This is a genomic window from Pseudoalteromonas sp. NCIMB 1079 (assembly GCF_040567695.1).
Lineage (GTDB): Bacteria > Pseudomonadota > Gammaproteobacteria > Enterobacterales > Alteromonadaceae > Pseudoalteromonas > Pseudoalteromonas distincta.
In genome coordinates this window covers 2,055,439-2,076,659 of sequence record NZ_JBEWZA010000001.1, presented here as the reverse complement: position 1 = coordinate 2,076,659, position 21,221 = coordinate 2,055,439, and the positions used below count along the sequence as shown (strand labels likewise).

The window sequence follows — 21,221 nt, the reverse complement described above, 5'->3', positions numbered from 1 at the left end:
AACAAATTGTTGGCTAAAATGTTGAGGAACGAAAACAGCCAACTGTTTTTTGTCCTTATTTATTAGCTTGTTATATGCCTTTTAAGCTTGGTGGTTTTGAAGGCTAATTTCCAAATAATTTATGAATTTATCTACTTCATCGATCGCATTTTTTAAATCAACAGGGGTTAATTTAACACGAACGCCATTATTATCTTTACCGTTTCGATGTACTAAATCATGTCTGATTGTTGTTATTTCAATTAAATATTTTAAGTCATAGGTATAACTAAGGCCTAAGGTTGCTTTGTATATTTTCATCACCCTTGATACATCGTGATATAAATATTTACCTAGTTGCTCTAAGACAATTTTTTCAACATCACCTTCATATGAAAGTATGTCGCTTAGTTTAAAATTCTTTTTAGAAAGTTCTTCAAGATTTTTTGCTGCATTAGCAATATATTTTTTATTACCTATAGCAGCAGATTTAAGGGAATCCCCCAAATAAGTTTCCATAGCTGTTACTGCATGAATATGTATCATTTTATAGATAGTTTCCATGACAGTTGGATCAATTGTAGAATTTAATATTCTTCTAATTTCTTCAATTGTTTGATTGAATTCTATGAAAAAATTTGAATGATCTTGGCTACTGTGCCATTCATATTCGGCTTCAAGATAATCAGAGTAGTTATTTGCTTCTTCGTCATACCTTTCAGACAATTCAAACCATCCATCAGTGTATTCATCTGCATCAGGATCATTGAGCTCTTTTTGGATCCATTCACTTTTTGCCTCATTATATTCTTCTTCTGCAATTTCTACTGCCCAATTAGAACCTATACCCATAACTACCTCTTATTTTGCAATGTACGATGAAGCAACACTGGCATATAACGCCCAAATAACAGGCAAAAAATTGTTGGCTAAAATGGCGACGAAGGAGCAAAAAGCCAACTGTTTTTTGTCCTAGTTTATTTGCTTGTTAGATGCCGTATTATGCTAAGATATCAACCTTTCCATTTAGCTGTTTACCGTCAAGATCTTTAAATTTATTTAAAACACCTGATAAAAAGTCAGTATTCTCACCAATGCTTTTTTTAAAATCTATAGATTTTTCAACTTGCCCAATTAAGTCTACTTTGATTTTACCTATTTTTTCGGGATCATTATTATATTGTTCAAGAACATTTAATGGTATAAATGGCACCACATCAAGTAAAGCACTTTCCCCTGATTTAATTAATGTATTAATTTCATCAATTGATATGTTTCTCATATCAATCTTTGTAGGTTGTGAATTATTTTGGTTTATATTTTTTTCTACAGCAATAGATTCAGTCGGCATTTTATTGCCGCTAGATGCTGTCGTAATGGAATAGTTTTGCCCTACATTTGAAATATTCATATTAAACTCCTCGTGCATTAATAGATATTAAAGCAAAAGATGTACCATGTTAGATATTATACTAATGACTATTTTAGGCATATAACGCCACCTTAAGCGGCAAAAAATTGTTTGCTAAAATGTTGAACGGAGTGAAAACAGCAAACTGTTTTTTGTCCGTTTGAAGGTCTTGTTATGTGTGTTTATCGAACAAACTTGCAACAACACCGCTTTCCAGCACAACTAATACACGATCAAAGTAATTCTTTTCAATTATGTTATCAATAGCCTCTTGATACATTAATATTTGCTCATTATCGTCGTCACTAAATTTGTTTGCATAAAAATCATGTAATGCAAGCCAAACTGGTGGCTTAACTTCACTACATTTTTGTTTTTTCACACAAATGCTTTTTCTAACAATACTTTCAAATATAACGTCTAACGGTTGTATCATATTGTTTAAAAAACTATTAATGTCATTGCTTTTTCTTATGGGAGAATTTGAAAAAGACATAGGGAAATGTTGACCATTTTTTGAAGTGTTGAATTTTTTAAATGTTATTTTCACACTGTCTTCAAAAAATATATATTCATCATTTGAAAACCCTTGAGCTAAAACCCTTTGTTCAAAGAAACGAATGAATTTTTTTCTTATTTTTCCAACTTTTATACCTGAGTGACGAACGCTAATAAAGTAACTAATATTTTTCGGCAATACGCTTTGCTTTTTAGCAATCACTTCTTTAATAAAACCATGATAACTATGTGCTAAGTTTGTTCTCCTGTTTATAGAGTTTTCGTCAACTTTAGTAATTTCTACCGAATAACTAACCTGATCGATATTTAAAATAACATCAGGTGGATCTTGTGGTGGTTCACTATAAGTTACAGATTTATGACCATTATTTAAGTAATGAGTAACTAGTGCATCTGAAACGACTACTTCATCTTTTGTCATTTATATAGACCTCAGGTGCTCAAAGTTGATACACACATAACAATTTTGTCTACGACATTTGTCGTTTTATAAACCGACAAATGTCCATATATTACAGTGCATTTATCTTAACCATCAAATAAACACCTGTAAACAATTAGTTAACTGGAAAATATTTTTAATCAATGCACAAATGCACCGAAATGGTGGAGATCAGTAATATTGGATAAAATAACAAGCACTGTCTGTATATACAGTTAACTTTTACTAGAGATTCATATCATGAAATCACCTTTTTAACTATGATAGCCGAACAAATGTATCTAAAGCGTTATGCTAAAAGTACTATTAAAGCGTACTTATACTGGATAGCTTCGTTTATTTGATTTAATTCTATGAGGCACCCAACAACGATGGGAAATAATGAGGTCGAACTTTTTTTAGCTTTTTTAAACTCGTTTAGTCAACCAACAAAATGTTGCTCATAACCTCAAACACAAGCCTTAAATGCGTTGAGCTTTTTATTTAAAGAAGTGATTAAAAAGCCACTCTCATTAGGTTTTATTAAGAGCAAATGAGCAACTAATTTCACAATAAAATGCCAACGCCGTTATCAGTCCTTTTCAAGATTATAAACTCCCCGATTTAAAACAAAAAAGCACGCCCCAAAAGCCATGCTTTTTTAAATTCAACCTCAAATTTACTTTACAAACGAATACCGCCGTCTATTTCAACCACACGGCCGGTAAAAAAGTCGTTTTCGATTATGTATTGTGCAGTATGGGCAATTTCGTCGCTTTCGCCTAAACGCCCTACTGGCGTTACTGCGAGCATACGTTGTTTGGCTTCGGGCTTCATGGCGTCGGTCATGGCGGTGCTTATAACACCTGGCGCAATAGCGCCTACGCGTATACCAAATCGACCAAGTTCTTTAGCCCATGTGGTGGTAAGTGCCACTACGCCTGCTTTTGATGCCGCGTAGTTTGTTTGGCCTATGTTACCTGCACGCGCTACGCTCGACATATTGACTATAACGCCGCCTTTGCCTGATTCAATCATGTGGCTTGCAGCTTCCCGCCCTGCTAAAAACACACCGGTCAGGTTTACATCAATAACTGATTGAAATTGCTCAAGAGACATTTTTTTAACGACCTTGCCATCTTTAGCCTTTATAAACATGCCGTCGCGTAAAATACCGGCGTTGTTTATAAGCACACCAATGTGGCCAAAATCGCTGTTAATGGTATTAAATACGCTTTCTACTTCGCTCTCATTTGTTACGTTTGCGGCATAACCTTTAATATTGCTGGTTACACCTTCAAGCTGAGTTAATTGCTCGCATGCTGTGTTTACTAAATCTTGCGCCATATCTATTAAAGCAATGTTAGCACCCATAAGTGCAAACTTTTGCGCCATTGCAAAGCCTAAACCTTGTGCGCCACCGGTTATTACTACCGTGTTATTTTTAATTTCCACGCGTTGCTCCTACTTTGAAAACAGTTTAAAAATGGCACTAAAGTCATCACTACCCGCACCTTGGTGCTGTAGCATAGTGTATAAATTTTTAGCCATTGAACCCATAGGGGTTGATGAATTACTTTGCTGCGCGGCTTCCATGGCAAGGCCTAAATCTTTAGCCATTAAATCGACCATAAAGCCAGGTTTGTAATCGTTACTTGCTGGGGCTGTATCCATTACACCTGGGCAAGGGTTGTAAAGTTCAAGCGTCCAGTTACGGCCCGAACTTGCGGTCATTATGTCGCTAAGTACTTTAGGATCGAGGCCGTTATTAATACCCATTTGCAGTGCTTCGCTGGTGCCTGCCATTAAAATGCTAAGTAGCATGTTATTACATATTTTTGCTACTTGCCCTGCGCCAATATCGCCTGCATGGAATATGTTTTTACCCATATCACTCAGCACTGTATTTGCTTTATCAAACGCTGCTTTTTCGCCGCCTACAATAAAAGTAAGTGTGCCTGCGGTTGCGCCTGCAACACCGCCCGATACTGGTGCATCTACAAAGCTTATGCCTTGTTTGCCAAGTGCACTGCCTACAGTGCGTGCTGATTCTGCATCTATTGTTGAGCAATCAATTACTAATGTATTTTTGCTCAGCACGTTAATTAAACCGCTGTCGTCGTTATTTCCTAAATACAGCGATTTAACATGCTTGCCTGCAGGTAACATACTAATAAGTACGTCAGCATTGGTTGCGCACTGCTTTGCATCAACTGCTGCTTTTGCGCCTTTGCTTGCAAGTTCATTTACGACCGACTGGTTTAAATCGAACACACTCACAGTATGTCCAGCTTTAATTAAGTTAGCCGCCATTGGGCCGCCCATATTGCCTAAGCCGATAAAACCGATATTGAGTTTAGTCATCGTCTTTCCTTTATTTGTGTATTGGCGTGTCTAAGCCATCGAGTGGGTGGTTTTTGCCAAAGCGATTAGCAAAAAAGCTGTCTATTATTGTTTGTGGGACATCACTAAGTGTTTTGTACTGCCAATTAGGCGCGCCGTCTTTATCTATTAATAACGCCCTTACACCTTCTTGAAACTCACCTACTTCGCCAGCACGAACCGACATACCCAGCTCCATTTTAAAACACGTTAATAAGCTTTTGCCTTTACTTGTTTTTAATTGCTCACTAACGAGTGCGCAGCTTAGTGGGCAGCCGTGTTTAAGTGATTTTTGAGCGCGTTGTAGCCATTTATCGTCAGTAGCTAACCCTAAAATATAATCAACTTGCTCCTGCAAGGTTGTAAATTCACCCAGCTTTTGAATTGTTTTTAAATTAGCTTTTATATTGCCTTTTGGCATACGCGCAGATTGGTTGTCTAAATCGGTTAATAACTTAGTTAAACGCTCATGATTTAAGCTTGCGGTTTTGCCCCATTTAGCTGCTAAAATTTGCGCAAGCATGGAATCATATTTAGTGCTGTCGATAAAGTGATCGGCAAGCGATACAAAACGCGCGTCGTCGCAGTTAATTGATGCCGACGTTAACCCTAAAAATAGCCCCACACTTTGTGGCATTTTATGTAAAAAGTAACTGCCGCCTACATCAGGGTATAAACCTATGGTTTGCTCTGGCATGGCAATGCGTGATGTTTCGGTTACGACGCGGTGGCTAGCACCGGCCATTAACCCTAAACCGCCGCCCATTACTATGCCGTTACCCCAAACGAGGATAGGTTTATCAAAGGTATGAATAAGGTAATCAAGCTTGTACTCTAGCGTAAAAAACTCTTCAACTAAGCTTGTTGGTTTACCTTGCGCCATTGCATGATGAAGGCTTACAACATCGCCGCCTGCACAAAATGCTTTATCGCCTGCGCCTTTTAACAACACCATTGCAATAGCATCATCGTCTTGCCAAGCTCGCAATTGCGGTTCAAGTAATTTGATCATCTCAAAATTAAGTGCATTTAAGGCTTTTGGCGCGTTGAGTGTAATAAGCCCAATTAAACTGCCATTTTCTGCGGTTGCGGTTTCAAATACCACGGGCTCATCGGCGCTATTTAATAATGTTAAAACACTCATTAGCCATTTACCCAGTTAGCGCGGCGTTTTTCTAAAAAGGCATTTACGCCCTCTTGTTGATCTTCGGTATCAAATAAACCAACAAATAACTCACGCTCAAGAGGCAATACACTTGCCATTGATTGATGGCGCCCTTTTTGAATCAATGTTTTACATGCTGCAACTGAGGTGGGGCTTTGATCGGCCACTTGGTTGGCAAGTTTTAGTGCTGCCGCAAAGCTTTCACCTTTTGGTACTACTTCTTCCACTAAGCCGATTTGCAAGGCTTTATCAGCTTTTAAGCGCTCGCCGCATAAAATCATCCGTTTTGCCCAGCCTTCGCCTACAAGCCATGCTAAATTTTGTGTGCCACCCGCACAGGGTAATAAGCCAACTTTAGCTTCAGGCAATGCCATTTGTGCTTGCTCTTCCGCAATACGTATATCGCACGCAAGCGCAACTTCTAGCCCGCCGCCCATTGCATAGCCATTAATGGCTGCAACCGACACACCTCTAAAATTAGTAAGCGCTTCAAATGCTTCACCAAATACACGCGACATATCAGCGGCTACGCCTTTATCGCCACCAGCAAATACGTTTAGGTCGGCACCAGCGCTAAAAAACTTCTCGCCTTCACCAGTCAGTACTAAGGCGTAAATATTTTTGTTATTATTAAGCGCGTTAACGGTATTTTTTAAATCAACTAGGGTGTCTTTTGTCCAGGTATTAGCTGGCGGATTAGACATAGTTAAAATAGCAACATGACCTTCGGTTGTAAGTTCAATACTCGGATTAGATTTAGATTCTGACATACATTGCTCCTTATAAAACGTCGCTTGCTGACTCAGCCAAAATACGGCGCGCTATAATCACACGCATAATTTCGTTAGTGCCTTCTAAAATTTGATGAACGCGTACATCACGTACATGGCGCTCAAGCGGGTATTCTTTTATGTAACCGTAACCACCATGAATTTGCAGTGCGTCGTTACACACAGTAAAGCCAACATCGGTAGCAAAACGTTTAGCCATGGCGCAGTAAGTTGTTTTTTCAACGTCGTTATTATCAAGTTTAAATGCAGCAAGCCTTACCATTTGGCGCGCAGCTACAAGTTCGGTGTTCATATCGGCAATTTTAAATTGCAATGCTTGAAACGCAGCCAATGGCTTACCAAATTGGGTACGTTCTTTTAAATATTCACGGGCTGTATTAAGCGCCGCTTGCGCTGTACCAATTGAACATGTGGCAATGTTAATCCTGCCGCCATCAAGGCCTTGCATCGCAAATTTAAAGCCTTCGCCCTCTGCGCCTAATAAGTTATGCGCAGGAATGCGTACATCTTCAAAGCTAATTAGGCGTGTAGGTTGTGCGTTCCAACCCATTTTTTCTTCTGCTTTACCGTATTCAACGCCTTTTGCGTCGGCAGGCACTGCAAATGCCGAAATACCCGCAGCGCCTTCGCCGCCTGTACGTGCCATTACAACTAGCACTTCAGTTTCGCCAGCGCCCGATATAAACATTTTTGAGCCGTTAATAACGTACTCATCACCCTCAAGCACGGCTTTTGTTTTAAGTGATGCGGCATCTGAGCCCGAGCCTGGCTCTGTTAAACAGTAAGAGGCAAGTAACTCGCCCATGACTAATTGCTCTACGTATTTGTCTTTTACGGCATCGGTACCAAAACTTGCTACCATCCAGGTGGCCATATTATGAATGGTCAACATGGCCGTTGTTGCGGTACAACCCATAGCAAGTTGTTCAAAAATAATGCTCGAATCTAAACGAGATAAACCAAGGCCGCCTGCTTCCTCTGGCGTGTATAAACCACAAAAACCAAGCTCGCCCGCAGCTTTAATCGTGTCTTTAGGAAAGATATGTTCGCGATCCCATTTTGCGGCATGGGGCGCAAGTTCTGACTCGGCAAATTGACGTGCAGTTTGTGCAAAGGCTTGTTGATCTTCAGATAAGTTAAAGTCCATGGTAGACCTCTTTAATTGTGTTAGTTGTGTTGTTAGTGTTTCCCGTCACAGGGATAGTTTGTGACGAGCGGCGAAGGCTTATGTGTGTGTTGTGTGTGAAGTAGCCTTCGCGCCCATCTTTTTTATTAATTATTCTTTTATTTACTCATTTTTTAATTACGATTATTTTAAGTTAATGCTCATGTTTGGACCCGACGCAATGTCGTCTTCAAACCAACGTGAGGTAATCGTTTTAGTTTCTGTGTAAAAGCGAATACCTTGTTTACCGTACGTGTGAGTATCGCCGTAAAACGAGCCTTTCCAACCAGTGAACGAAAAGAACGGAAGTGGCACCGGAATTGGCACATTAATACCTACTTGGCCTACTTCAATTTCGTGTTGGAATTTACGAGCCACTGCGCCGCTTGAGGTAAATAACGAGGTGCCGTTACCGTAAGGGCTATCGTTAATAAGGGCGATTGCTTCATCAAGCGTGTTTACAAACATACACGCGAGTACTGGACCGAATATTTCTTCTTTGTATAAATCCATCTCTTTGGTTACATCGGTAAATAACGTTGGGCCAACCCAGTTACCTTGCTCATACCCTTCAACCGTAAAGTCAGAGCCATCAATTAAACAGGTAGCGCCTTGCTCTTTACCACCAGCAATGAGTGATAAAATACGTGCCTTTGCTGCTTTTGATGTTTGTGGACCGTATGCCGCGTTTGCATCATCCCACACGCCTGGGCGTACATTTTCAAAGCCTGCTTTAATTTCATCTACCCACTCACTTGCTTGACCTACAAATACAGCAACCGAAATACCCATACAACGCTGGCCAGCAGCACCGACTGATGCACCTACTAGGTTATTTACAACGTGCGATTTACTTGCATCAGGCATAATAACCATGTGGTTTTTAGCACCAACACACGCTTGTACGCGTTTTAGGTTTTGCGTGCCTTTAGAATAAATATAAGCACCTACACCACACGAGCCAACAAACGAAATAGCACGCACTGCTTTATCTTCTAGTAAGCGGTCTACTTGTGGTTTTGTACCGTGAACAACTTGTAATACGCCTTTTGGTGCGCCGGCTTCAATAAATAGCTCTGCTAAGCGCATTGGTGTAAGTGGATCTTGCTCAGACGGTTTTAAAATAAAGGTGTTACCACACACAATAGCCAGCGGGAACATCCAAAGGGGGATCATTGCAGGGAAGTTAAACGGGGTAACGCCCGCACATACGCCAAGTGGCTGCATGTAAGAATACGTATCGATTTTACGCGCTACGTTTTCCATTGTTTCACCCATCATTAATGATGGTGCGTTTGCTGCTTGTTCTACTACTTCAATACCGCGCCAAACATCGCCTTTTGCATCTTCAAATGTTTTACCCAATTCGTGGCAAATAATGGTAGCAAGCTCATCATGATGTTCTTTTAATAGCGCTGCGTACTTCATCATAATGCGAGCACGTTCTGTAATGGGTACGTCTTTCCATGTTTTAAACGTCTCAGAAGCTGAGGCAATTGCCGCGTCCATTTCTGATTTTGTGGTACATGGCACTTGTGCAAGTACTTCTTGAGTTGCTGGGTTTATAACATCGATAAGCTCTTTTGATGCTGATTGAATAAATTCGCCATTAATAAGTAGTGGTACTTGGTGCATGATTAAATCCTAGTGTGTGAGTTGTGTGTTCTCTTTTAAAATTGGTAGCGCCGCTTTGTTAGCATTATTAGTGCAGCGCTTTTGTAGTTATTCGTACAGCTTTCTTATAACTATTTAATACCTAGTTAATACGCTTCTACGGCCATAGCAACCGCTTCACCGCCACCAATACATAAAGACGCAATGCCTTTTTTAAGACCTCGGTTTTTAAGGGCATGAATCAGCGTTACTAAAATACGCGCGCCGCTTGCACCAATTGGGTGGCCAAGTGCACATGCACCGCCGTTAACGTTTACTTTGCTTTCATCAAGTTTTAACTCATTAATAGCCAGCATGGTTACCATGGCAAATGCTTCGTTAATTTCCCAAAGGTCAACATCGTTTACAGCCCAACCTGCTTTTTCAAGCACGCTGTTCATAGCCCCTACTGGCGCTACTGTAAATTCACTTGGTTTTTGAGAATGCGTGCTGTGCGCCACAATTTTACAAAGCGGTGTTAAGCCCTGCTCTTTTGCTTTTGATTCGCTCATTAATATAAGCGCTGCGCCACCGTCTGAAATTGACGATGAATTAGCCGCTGTAATAGTGCCGTCTTTTTTAAAAGCTGCACGTAAGGTAGGAATTTTTTCTGGGCGGGCGTTACCTGGTTGCTCATCAATCGATACTGTTACATCGCCTTTGCGTGTTTGCATCGTGTGCGGTGCAACTTCGTTATCAAAGCTACCATTTTGTATTGCTGCTTTTGCTTTACTTAATGAGCCTAATGCAAACGCATCCATTTGCTCGCGGCCAATGCCGTATTCGTCGGCGGTGTCTTGTGCAAAACAACCCATAGCTTTGTTGTCGTAAGCATCTTCAAGGCCATCGCTCATCATGTGATCTTTTATTTCGCCATGTCCCATGCGCATACCGCCACGCGCTTTTGGTATGAAGTACGGTGCGTTTGTCATGCTCTCCATGCCACCGGCAATAGCAGATTGAATAGAGCCGGCTTTAATTAAATCGTTTGCAAGCATGGCCGCTTTTAAACCAGAGCCACATACTTTGTTAATTGTTGTAGCGCCAGTGCTAAGTGCAAGGCCTGCTTTTAACATTGCTTGGCGTGCGGGTGCTTGTCCAAGGCCTGCTGGTAATACACAGCCCATAATTACTTCGTCTATTGCATCATTAGCTAAACCAGTTTGTGCAAGTGCACTTGCAATGGCGGTTGCGCCAAGCTCGGTAGACTGCGCATCACTTAACGCTCCCATAAAACCACCCATTGGGGTGCGTTTTGCTGCTACAATTACCACTGATTCTAAAGTCATAACTAACTCCATTGTATTTATATGCAAATAGTTGTTAGTATATTTGCTCTATTAATTTAGTATTCATTTATTATTTAATACCCTCACACAATACTAACGTTTACGCCAACGTCAACTAAAAACAGCTTAATTTTTAGTTTTATAAGTGTAAGGATTATTTTCCATCGGTTAGACTACACTGATGAAATAAAAATAACCCATTGAATATTAACAACATAAATCAACGCCTCGCTTAAACATCCCTTTATAAATAGTTTCAAAACAAACCAAGCTTTACCTTTACGTAAACTTCACTTATATTGGGGTTATTCGAATGAGGTAAATACAATTATGAAACCAGATAATCAAACAAACTTTGCAAGCTCAGCCAAAATGCCGGCCAGTAATGAACAAACATTTAGCATTAGCGAACTCGCTAAAGAATTTGACATTACAACCCGCTCTATTCGCTTTTACGAAGACCAAGGGTTAATAACTCCAGAGCGTAATGGTCAAACCCGTATTTATTCAAAACGCGATAAAGTGCGTTTAAAACTAATATTACGTGGTAAGCGCCTTGGCTTTACATTGGCCGAAACCGGACGTTTGTTTGAACTGTACGACGCAGATAAATCAAGCGCTAAGCAGTTGGTTACTATGCTTGACCTTATATCAGAAAAAAAAGCAGATCTATCTCAACAAATGGACGACATTAAAGTTGTTCTTATGGAGTTGGTGACGGCCGAGCGCCGCTGCAGAGACACGCTTAATAAAATAGACGAGTAAGTTTATTTTTAAAATAACAACACACTGACAACATACACGTCACACAGGAATGAATCATGAGCACTATTTCACTATATAAAGAAATGAACTTTGGCCTTGGCGAAACCGCCGATATGATCCGCGACCACGTAAACAGTTTTGCGAGTCAGGAGATTGCCCCGCTTGCTGAAAAAACGGACTTAGATAACGCTTTTCCAAATCAACTTTGGACTCAAATGGGCGAAATGGGCGTACTAGGTATGACCGTATCTGAAGAACTTGGCGGCGCCGGTTTAGGTTACTTAGAACATGTTATTGCTATGGAAGAAATTAGCCGTGCCAGTGCCTCTATAGGGTTAAGCTATGGAGCACATTCAAACCTGTGCGTTAATCAAATTAACCGTAACGGCACACAAGCTCAAAAAGAAAAATACTTACCTAAGCTTATTAGTGGCGAGCACATTGGTGCCCTTGCAATGAGCGAGCCTAATGCGGGCTCTGACGTTGTATCGATGAAACTCAAAGCCGAAAAAAAAGGTGATAAGTACATTTTAAATGGTAATAAAATGTGGATCACCAATGGCCCAGACGCACACACACTCGTTATTTACGCTAAAACAGATTTAAACGCCGGCGCTAAAGGTATTACCGCGTTTATTGTTGAAAGTGACTTTCCTGGTTTTTCAACAGCACAAAAGCTCGACAAACTGGGTATGCGCGGCTCAAATACCTGTGAGCTAGTATTTGAAAACTGCGAAGTACCCGAGGAAAACATTTTAGGTAACTTAAACGAAGGCGTTAAAGTTCTTATGAGTGGCCTTGATTACGAACGCGTAGTACTTGCAGCGGGCCCGCTTGGCATAATGCAAGCGTGTATGGACATAGTGGTACCGTACATTCATGAGCGTAAACAGTTTGATACCCCGATTGGTCAATTTCAGTTAATTCAAGGCAAAGTAGCCGACATGTATACACAAATGAATGCTGCCCGCTCATACGTATATACAGTAGCTAAAGCGTGTGACCGTGGTGAAACGACCCGTAAAGATGCAGCCGGAGCAATTTTATATGCAGCAGAGCTTGCAACTAAAATGGCGCTAGATGCAATTCAAATTTTAGGTGGCAATGGCTATATAAACGAATACGCAACGGGTCGTCTTCTTCGTGACGCTAAATTATATGAAATTGGTGCAGGTACATCAGAAATACGCCGCATGCTTATTGGCCGCGAACTTTTCACAGAAAGCCGTTAAGGATTAAACCATGACTATTTTAAAATCGAGCGTTAATCCTCACGATCCAACGTTTGTGCAAAACCATAAAAATATGTCAGCGCTGGTGGATGATTTACGCAGTAAAGTAGCCACAATTTGCCAAGGTGGAGGCGCTGCATTAAAGGAGCGCCACGAAGGCCGTGGTAAATTATTTGTACGCGACCGCATAAATACATTAATTGACGAAGGCTCACCGTTTTTAGAAATTTCACAGTTTGCTGCCTTTGGTGTGTACGAACAAGCAATACCTTGTGCAGGCGTTGTAGCCGGTATTGGCCGTGTTAAAGGCGTTGAATGCATGATTATTGCAAACGATGCCACGGTTAAAGGCGGTACATATTTTCCGCTTACCGTTAAAAAGCATTTACGCGCACAAGATATCGCCGAGCGTTGCCACTTACCGTGTATTTATTTGGTGGATTCGGGCGGTGCAAATCTGCCAGAGCAAGATGATGTATTTCCAGATAAGTTGCATTTTGGTCGTATTTTTTATAACCAAGCCCGTATGTCGGGCAAAGGCATTCCACAAATTGCCGTGGTAATGGGATTATGTACCGCAGGTGGTGCGTACGTACCTGCTATGGCCGATGAAAGCATTATTGTAAAAGATCAAGGCACTATATTTTTAGCAGGTCCGCCCCTTGTAAAAGCAGCAACAGGCGAAGAAGTAACCGCCGAAGAACTAGGCGGAGCCGACGTGCACTGTAAAATTTCGGGTGTTGCCGATCACTTTGCTGAAAACGACGCCCATGCGCTTTCTATTGCGCGCCAATGTATTGAGCGTATTAATTACACACGCCCTACAGCCCCTCTTCTAGATGATGTAAAACCACCGCGTTATGATATTAACGAGCTTTACGGCATTGTAGGCACCGACCTTAAAAAGCCATTTGATGTACGCGAAGTAATAGCGCGCACTGTAGATGACTCATCATTTGATGAATTTAAACGCTATTTTGGTGAAACGCTGGTCACCGGTTTTGCCAGTCTTTATGGCAATCCTGTTGGCATAGTGGCTAATAACGGTATTTTATTTAGTGAGTCGGCGCAAAAAGGCGCGCACTTTATTCAGCTGTGTGCTCAGCGCAATATTCCTTTAGTTTTTTTACAAAATATTACCGGCTTTATGGTGGGTAAAAAATACGAAGCCGAAGGCATTGCAAAGCACGGCGCTAAAATGGTGATGGCGGTTTCGTGTGCTGATGTACCTAAATTTACAGTACTTATTGGCGGCTCTTACGGCGCCGGTAACTACGGAATGTGTGGTCGTGCATTTGAACCAACCATGATGTGGATGTGGCCTAATGCCCGTATTTCGGTAATGGGCGGCGAGCAAGCAGCGGGTGTAATGGCGCAAGTTAAACAAGATGGTTTAGCGCGTAAAGGCCAAAGCATGAGCGAGCAAGAAATCAGTGACTTTAAAAAGCCAATTATTGACCAGTACGAAGAGCAAGGTCATCCGTATTACGCCAGCGCACGCTTGTGGGATGACGGTATTATAGACCCTGCTGACACGCGTAATGTCTTAGGTCTTGCGTTAACGGCTGCGAATAACGCACCAAAACGTGATTCGAAATTTGGCGTATTTAGAATGTAACCGGAGCGCAAAATGTCAGTAACACTACAAATAACAAAATCTAATGTGGCTGTACTTGTGTTAAGCCGCCTAGAAAAAAGAAACGCATTTAACAGCGAAGTAATACATGAGCTGATCCAATGTATTGAACATGCAAATACGCTTGATATTCGTGCCCTGGTTTTAAAAACAGAGGGTAAACACTTTTCAGCCGGTGCCGATTTAGCCTGGATGAAGTCTATGGCGGATAACAACTACGCCGATAACCTAGCTGATTCGATGCAATTGGCTAAATTAATGCAGGTATTGGCAAGATCCCTTCATCCTACAATTTGCGCTGTGCAAGGTGCTGCTTTTGGTGGTGCTCTAGGTTTAATAGCCTGTTGCGACATAGCCCTTAGTAAAGACGATGCGCAATTTTGTTTAAGCGAAGTAAAGCTGGGTCTTATTCCGGCTGTTATTAGCCCGTATGTCATTAAAGCGATTGGTGAACGCGCTGCTCGCAGGTACTTTTTAACGGCTGAAGTGTTTGATGCACATACTGCTAAGCAACTTGGTTTAATTCATCAAGTAACCGGTAATTTAGACTGTGCGCTCGATAATATGCTGCAAACACTGATTGATAACGGACCTGTTGCAGTAAAAGCAGCAAAAGCATTAATTAACGATGTAGCAAATAAACCAATAACCGATGAACTCATTGAACTTACCGCAGAGCGTATTGCAAAAATTCGCGTATCTGAAGAAGGTCAAGAAGGGCTAACTGCTTTTTTTGATAAACGCCCACCCGCTTGGCAACTGTAGGATTGATTATGAACACACAACGATTACAAAAAATACTGATTGCCAATCGTGGAGAAATTGCGTGCCGAGTAATACGCACCGCAAAACAAATGGGCTTAACCACGGTCGCAGTTTATTCTGATGCAGACAAACATGCCCAGCACGTAAAAATGGCTGACGAGGCTTACCATATTGGTGCTGCGCCAAGTAAAGATTCGTATTTAGTAACAGACAAAATTTTACAAGTTGCCAAAGACTGCGGCTCTGATTGTATTCACCCAGGCTATGGTTTTTTATCTGAGAACAGCGAATTTGCTAGAGCCTGCGAAGCTAATAACATTGCTTTTATAGGACCACCAGCAAGCAGTATTGAAGCAATGGGGTCTAAAACCCGCGCTAAAGAAATAATGGCAGCTGCTAATGTGCCATTAGTACCTGGTTATTACGGTGATAAACAAGACCCTGCTTTTTTACAAAGTGAAGCTGAAAAAATTGGCTACCCTGTACTCATTAAAGCCGCCTTTGGTGGCGGTGGTAAAGGTATGCGCGTTGTACAAGAAGCAAAAGACTTTATGAGCGCACTACAAGGTGCGCAACGTGAAGCGATTGCCGGTTTTGGTAACGATTTAGTATTACTTGAGCGCTACGTTAACCAGCCTCGCCATGTTGAAGTGCAAGTATTTGCAGATAACTACGGTAACTGTGTTTATTTAGGCGATCGTGATTGTTCTTTGCAACGTCGTCATCAAAAAGTAATTGAAGAAGCCCCTGCTCCGGGTTTATCTGACGAACTACGCAAAGAAATGGGCGAAGCGGCTGTACGTTGTGCACTGGCTATAAATTATAGAGGCGCAGGTACGGTTGAGTTTTTACTGTGTGGCGATGAATTTTTCTTTATGGAAATGAATACGCGCCTTCAAGTAGAACACCCTGTGACCGAAATGGTAACGGGTGTAGATTTAGTCAATTGGCAAATTAATATTGCGGGTGGGCAAACATTGCCACTGACACAAAGTGATATTCAATTGCAGGGTCATAGCTTTGAAGCACGTGTATACGCAGAAGATCCAGCCAACGACTTTATTCCGTGCTCGGGCACTATTGAAGCACTACACACACCGCTTAACAGTGAATTTGTACGCATTGATACAGGCATTGCACAAGGCGACGAAATCAGCCCGTTTTACGATCCAATGATTGCAAAACTTATTGTGCACGACGACAATCGCGAACAAGCACTGAGCCGCTTACAACAAGCCCTTGAGCAATTTCATTTAGCGGGTTTTAGCACTAACATTGGCTTTTTACATAATTTAGCAAGCCACCCCACGTTTAAACAAGGTGCGCCAAGCACACACTTTATTGCTGAGCAAGGTGATTCGTTAGTTGCTGTTGACGAATCGTTATTGCAAACAAGCCAGCTTATTGCTGCTTTTGCGTATTTAGAATCGTTAACTAACACCCAAAATGCGCAAAGCAGTGCAAGCCCGTGGCAACAACTAACTGGATTTACACTCAATTCACCACAAGCAATTAAAGTCCCTTTTGCCGATTTACAGCTAAGCGCTATAAAAACGACAGCGGGCTATAGTATTACGCATAACGAACATGTATTTAAACTACAAGGCACATTAAATAATAATCTGTGCACTGTATTTATTAATGGTGAAAAACATAGCGCGCACGTAACTACGGTTGGTAATAGTACTGCGGGCAATATTATCACTGTTATGAATAAAGCACTGCAAACTAAGCTTGAACTAGTTGATAAACATTATATTAGTTCGCACGAAAGCGAAGCTTTGCCACTTGCCGCGCCGCTTAATGGCACAGTAGTTAAGCACTTAATCGACATTGGTAGCACAATTACCAAAGGCGATGCGGTTGTTATTATCGAAGCCATGAAAATGGAATACACGCTTAACGCACCACACGACGGCATTTTAAGAAGCTACTGTTTTGGTGAAGGCGAATTAGTAACGCATGGAGCCTTACTTGCTATTGTCGAAGATACAACAGAGGAAGGTGCATAATGAGTGCCTTTCCAAATAAAGTACGTATTGTTGAAGTTGGCGCGCGAGACGGCCTACAAAACGAAAAAACAGTAAGCACAGCCGATAAAGTAGCGCTTATTAACGCCCTAAGTGCTGCTGGCTTAAAAGATATTGAAGCTGGCGCGTTTGTCTCCCCTAAGTGGGTGCCACAAATGGCAGACTCAGCGGATGTAATATCAGCGCTAGATTTACCCAATGTAAATTTAAGCGCCCTTACACCTAACTTAAAAGGTGCACAAGCAGCGCACGCTGTTGGTATTAAAGAGTTTGCTATATTTACAGCTGCGAGTGAGTCGTTTTGTCAAAAAAATATCAACTGCTCAATAGACGAAAGTATTGAACGTTTTAGCGAAGTAATGGCGTTTGCTAAAGCTAATAATATTCGTGTACGTGGTTATGTAAGCTGTGTACTCGGTTGCCCCTATGAGGGTGATATTGACCCGCAAGCAGTACTAAGTGTATCGCAAAAGCTATTAGATTTAGGCTGTTACGAAGTAAGCCTTGGCGATACCATAGGTGTTGGCACCGCAAAAAAAGTAATGCAATTAATCGAGTTACTTTTAACGCACATTGATAAAGCCAAGTTGGCCGTGCATTTTCATGATACATACGGCCAAGCGCTCACAAATATTTACGCAGCTTTAAGCCTAGGTATTGCAACGGTTGACGCGGCTGTTGCGGGCCTTGGTGGCTGTCCTTATGCTAAGGGGGCGTCAGGAAATGTTGCCACCGAAGATGTTGTTTACTTACTGCAAGGGCTTGGCATTGAGCATGGAATTGATTTACAAAGGTTAAGTGACGCTGGCTGGGAAATAACCAAAGCACTTGGTAAGCAACCTGTGAGCAAAGTATCTGTGGCACTACACACTAAATAACTATCTCATAAAATGATAATTCACTACTTACACAAGATAATTAACAACAAATAGCACACAATGAGGAGAGACTCATGGCCGGTTTTGATAAGGTAGTTTCTAGTTACGAAGCTGCAATGGAAGGGTTAAAAGACGGCGATACCATTATTGCCGGTGGTTTTGGTTTATGTGGTATTCCTGAGGGCTTAATTAAACAAATTAAGCACATGCAAACAAAAAACTTAACCGTAGTATCTAATAACTGTGGTGTTGATGACTTTGGTTTAGGTATTTTATTACAAGACAAACAAATTAAAAAAGTAGTTGCCTCGTACGTTGGCGAAAATGCCCTATTCGAGCAGCAGTTATTAAGTGGCGAAATTGATGTAGAGCTTACGCCTCAAGGTACACTAGCTGAAAAAATGCGTGCTGGTGGCGCGGGTATACCTGCGTTTTACACCGCAACTGGTTACGGTACTCCAGTTGCTGAAGGCAAAGACGTAAAAGAATTTAATGGTCGCCCGTATATTTTAGAAGAATCTATAACGGGTGAATTTGCTATTGTTAAAGCGTGGAAAGCCGACCGCTTTGGTAATTTAGTGTTTAGACACACCGCCATGAACTTTAATCCAATGGCGGCAACAGCGGGCAAAATTACCGTTGCCGAAGTAGAAGAAATTGTAGAGCCGGGTGAGCTTGAACCAAGCCAAATTCATACCCCGGGTATTTTTGTAAATCGCGTTATTAAAGGCAGCTTTGAAAAACGCATTGAACGTGTAACAACACGAGATTAAGCAGGAGCAAAATTATGGCATTATCACGTGAACAAGTTGCAATGCGCGTTGCACAAGAACTACAAGACGGTTACTACGTAAATTTGGGCATAGGAATTCCGACACTCGTCGCAAACTATGTACCAGATGATATTGAAGTTATGTTACAGTCCGAAAATGGCCTTTTAGGCATGGGCCCGTACCCAACTAAAGCAGAGCTAGACGCCGATATGATTAACGCGGGTAAAGAAACCGTGACAGCAGCCACTGGTGCAGCCATATTTAATAGTGCAGATAGTTTTGCCATGATACGGGGTGGTCATGTAGACTTAACCGTTCTGGGTGCATTTGAAGTTGACCAGAATGGCAACATCGCATCGTGGATGATCCCTAAAAAGCTGATTAAAGGCATGGGTGGCGCGATGGATTTAGTCGCTGGCGCGAAAAACATTATTGTTACTATGACCCATGCAAGTAAGCATGGTGACTCTAAACTATTAGAAGCCTGCTCTTTACCGCTTACTGGCGTTAATTGCGTTAAAAAAATAGTGACAGATTTAGCCGTATTAGAAGTTAAAGACGGCGCATTTCATCTATTAGAGCGTGCTCCGGGCGTATCTGTTGATGAAATCATTAGTAAAACAGCAGGTAAATTACTTGTTGACGGTGAAGTTCCAGAAATGGTTTTTTAGGCTTTAGCTTAAAATAACGCTTTACCCTGTACCGACCTCATTCCCAGTGCCAATGGCGCTGAGTTACCCAAAATCCCTCTCACGAGGGATTTTTTTTATCTTTTGTCATTATTTTTACCGTCATTCATACATCTGTAGTAAATTTTATCTATAATACAAATATAAATTAAATGTAAGCGCTTAGATTCTTTGCACTATTTTGTGGATAGCCTGCACCCTTTTTGTGAACTAGCGCTAAATTTATTTTTAACATACTGATATTTATGTATTAAATAGTTGGTTTAAATTTTGCCTAAGTAAGGCGTCTCAATAAATTAAATAATTCTGGAAAACATGCAAACTCCTATTCGTGGCCTTCGCTCTTTTTGCTTTGCCGCAAGAAGCCTAAGTTTTAAGCATGCAGCTAATGAGCTGTACTTAACGCCGTCTGCGGTAAGCCATCAAATAAAGCAACTTGAAGAACAACTTGGTATTGAGCTTTTTCAACGTAAAACGCGTTCAATTAGCTTAACCACAGCGGGTAAAAACTTTTTTGATGCTGTGTCTCCTATCATCACAATGTTAGAGGGCACCATTAACGAGTTTAGTCAGATGCAGCAAAATACAAATTTGACGATTACCCTGCCTGAATTTTTTGCCAGCGAACTACTCATGCCTAAATTAAGTGAGTGGACGTCAGAGCATCCTAATATAAACCTGCAAATGGACACGCTTAAAACACGCAAAGAATTAACGCGTCATAGCGATTTATCTATTGTATTGTCCTCTGGTAAACCTACTGAAGGGTTAGCGACTGAGTTGTTTAACCTTGAATATATTCCTGCATGTAATAAAAAATTGCTCGATCAGTGGAGGGACGATCATCGTCAAGCCCTTAACCAAGTTCCGCTAATCTTGCACAAAGCTCGCCCTTGGGCTTGGCATCAGTGGGCCGAAAAAGCAGGGATTGATGATTTTTCTCCTTCGCAGATTATTCAAATAGATAGCATGTTTGGTGTAGCGCGTGCAGCGCAGCAAGGCATGGGCATTGCACTTATTCCACTGCCTATTAGCCAAAGCTGGCTAGATGAGCAATGGCTTTACAAATTATTCGAACAGCCTTTAACAACTAAAGATAAATACTATTTAGTGCAGCACGAATCAAGCACGCCTAATCACCCCCTTGATTTATTTGCGAAGTGGGTTGTAAATACGTTTAGAAAAATCCAAGAATAATCCCCTATTAGACGAGTTGAGTAATACAACCTACTCTGTGTTGTATTACTGAACTGGTCTAAACCTCTCTGCAATTTTTAATAATATTTTTTATTTAAATACATAAACTTAACGCCGGGCATTAGACTAAAGTCTATAGTTTAATTTTTTTCACTCATTGGTTTCATTTTTATCGTTTGTCGAAAGTAAAGTTAAATATTAAAGTTACTTCATCAGCTCAAAACAACTTAGTTAATTTGTTTTTTAAGAGCAATAAATGCAACCTTTTGAGTTTTAGTAACTCAAACTTAGCAGTGAAAAGAATCTTATATTGTGTGTGTAAGATGTTGTCAGTGTGAAAAAGCGGTTCAAGTTAGGTGGTGACTTGGCTTGAACTGTTTTTATTTTTGGCGCAAACCACATGGTATGCAATACAAAGCTACCAAAGCGTAGTAAACAGAATCTTTATATTGTGTGTGAAGATGTTGTCAGTGTGAAAAAG

At 41.1% G+C, this 21,221-nt stretch carries 19 protein-coding genes; 9 read left to right on the top strand and 10 right to left on the bottom strand.

Translation table 11 applies throughout. The features are described 5' to 3' along the window. Window positions 1–81: 81 nt before the first annotated feature. The 10 genes from ABX891_RS09590 to ABX891_RS09545 form a co-directional block, all read right to left on the bottom strand. Complete coding sequence (locus ABX891_RS09590; protein ID WP_002961861.1) at window positions 82–831, bottom strand: HEPN domain-containing protein; 750 nt, start codon at window positions 829–831, stop codon at window positions 82–84. 148 nt (window positions 832–979) lie between these two features. After that, window positions 980–1,390: a hypothetical protein gene (locus ABX891_RS09585; RefSeq protein WP_002961863.1), complete on the bottom strand. Its 411-nt coding sequence runs from the start codon at window positions 1,388–1,390 to the stop codon at window positions 980–982. A 172-nt stretch (window positions 1,391–1,562) separates the two neighbouring features. Then, a complete protein-coding gene (locus tag ABX891_RS09580; RefSeq protein ID WP_024605402.1) occupies window positions 1,563–2,330 on the bottom strand; it encodes a hypothetical protein in 768 nt (255 codons plus the stop codon). A gap of 684 nt (window positions 2,331–3,014) precedes the next feature. Next, window positions 3,015–3,785, bottom strand: a complete 771-nt coding sequence (locus ABX891_RS09575) for an SDR family oxidoreductase (protein WP_165744342.1) — start codon at window positions 3,783–3,785, stop codon at window positions 3,015–3,017. Window positions 3,786–3,794: 9 nt separating this feature from the next. Next, window positions 3,795–4,694 (bottom strand): 3-hydroxyisobutyrate dehydrogenase, encoded by a 900-nt coding sequence (gene mmsB / locus ABX891_RS09570; protein WP_002961865.1) that lies wholly within the window; start codon window positions 4,692–4,694, stop codon window positions 3,795–3,797. A 10-nt stretch (window positions 4,695–4,704) separates the two neighbouring features. After that, a complete protein-coding gene (locus tag ABX891_RS09565; protein WP_165744341.1) occupies window positions 4,705–5,856 on the bottom strand; it encodes an enoyl-CoA hydratase/isomerase family protein in 1,152 nt (383 codons plus the stop codon). After that, a complete protein-coding gene (locus ABX891_RS09560; protein ID WP_165744340.1) occupies window positions 5,856–6,647 on the bottom strand; it encodes an enoyl-CoA hydratase in 792 nt (263 codons plus the stop codon). The genes ABX891_RS09565 and ABX891_RS09560 overlap by 1 nt, the downstream gene beginning before the upstream one ends. A gap of 10 nt (window positions 6,648–6,657) precedes the next feature. After that, window positions 6,658–7,815 (bottom strand): acyl-CoA dehydrogenase family protein, encoded by a 1,158-nt coding sequence (locus ABX891_RS09555; protein WP_354629369.1) that lies wholly within the window; start codon window positions 7,813–7,815, stop codon window positions 6,658–6,660. Window positions 7,816–7,977: 162 nt separating this feature from the next. Next, on the bottom strand, window positions 7,978–9,468 hold the full coding sequence (locus tag ABX891_RS09550; RefSeq protein WP_165744339.1) for a CoA-acylating methylmalonate-semialdehyde dehydrogenase: 1,491 nt from the start codon (window positions 9,466–9,468) through the stop codon (window positions 7,978–7,980). Window positions 9,469–9,593: 125 nt separating this feature from the next. Then, window positions 9,594–10,775: a thiolase family protein gene (locus tag ABX891_RS09545; protein ID WP_008135263.1), complete on the bottom strand. Its 1,182-nt coding sequence runs from the start codon at window positions 10,773–10,775 to the stop codon at window positions 9,594–9,596. Between the two features lie 330 nt (window positions 10,776–11,105). On the opposite strand from ABX891_RS09545, the gene ABX891_RS09540 reads away from it, so the two are divergent. From ABX891_RS09540 to ABX891_RS09500, 9 genes are all read left to right on the top strand, one after another. Continuing rightward, complete coding sequence (locus tag ABX891_RS09540; RefSeq protein WP_008135264.1) at window positions 11,106–11,540, top strand: MerR family transcriptional regulator; 435 nt, start codon at window positions 11,106–11,108, stop codon at window positions 11,538–11,540. Window positions 11,541–11,596: 56 nt separating this feature from the next. Continuing rightward, a complete protein-coding gene (locus tag ABX891_RS09535; protein WP_182703249.1) occupies window positions 11,597–12,772 on the top strand; it encodes an isovaleryl-CoA dehydrogenase in 1,176 nt (391 codons plus the stop codon). 10 nt (window positions 12,773–12,782) lie between these two features. After that, window positions 12,783–14,390: a carboxyl transferase domain-containing protein gene (locus ABX891_RS09530; RefSeq protein WP_354629368.1), complete on the top strand. Its 1,608-nt coding sequence runs from the start codon at window positions 12,783–12,785 to the stop codon at window positions 14,388–14,390. Between the two features lie 12 nt (window positions 14,391–14,402). Then, window positions 14,403–15,173, top strand: coding sequence for an enoyl-CoA hydratase/isomerase family protein (locus ABX891_RS09525; protein WP_354629367.1), 771 nt, complete (start codon window positions 14,403–14,405; stop codon window positions 15,171–15,173). Window positions 15,174–15,181: 8 nt separating this feature from the next. Further along, window positions 15,182–17,185, top strand: a complete 2,004-nt coding sequence (locus tag ABX891_RS09520; RefSeq protein ID WP_354629366.1) for an acetyl/propionyl/methylcrotonyl-CoA carboxylase subunit alpha — start codon at window positions 15,182–15,184, stop codon at window positions 17,183–17,185. Continuing rightward, window positions 17,185–18,081: a hydroxymethylglutaryl-CoA lyase gene (locus ABX891_RS09515; protein ID WP_354629365.1), complete on the top strand. Its 897-nt coding sequence runs from the start codon at window positions 17,185–17,187 to the stop codon at window positions 18,079–18,081. Before ABX891_RS09520 ends, ABX891_RS09515 begins: the two co-directional genes overlap by 1 nt. A gap of 74 nt (window positions 18,082–18,155) precedes the next feature. Further along, the gene (locus ABX891_RS09510; RefSeq protein WP_008135270.1) at window positions 18,156–18,854 is read left to right on the top strand and encodes a CoA transferase subunit A; all 699 of its coding nucleotides are present in this window, start codon (window positions 18,156–18,158) and stop codon (window positions 18,852–18,854) included. A gap of 14 nt (window positions 18,855–18,868) precedes the next feature. Continuing rightward, window positions 18,869–19,525, top strand: a complete 657-nt coding sequence (locus tag ABX891_RS09505) for a CoA transferase subunit B (protein WP_039489749.1) — start codon at window positions 18,869–18,871, stop codon at window positions 19,523–19,525. A gap of 333 nt (window positions 19,526–19,858) precedes the next feature. Beyond that, entirely contained in the window at window positions 19,859–20,740 is an 882-nt protein-coding gene (locus tag ABX891_RS09500; protein WP_024590165.1) for a LysR family transcriptional regulator, read from the top strand. Window positions 20,741–21,221: the final 481 nt, after the last annotated feature.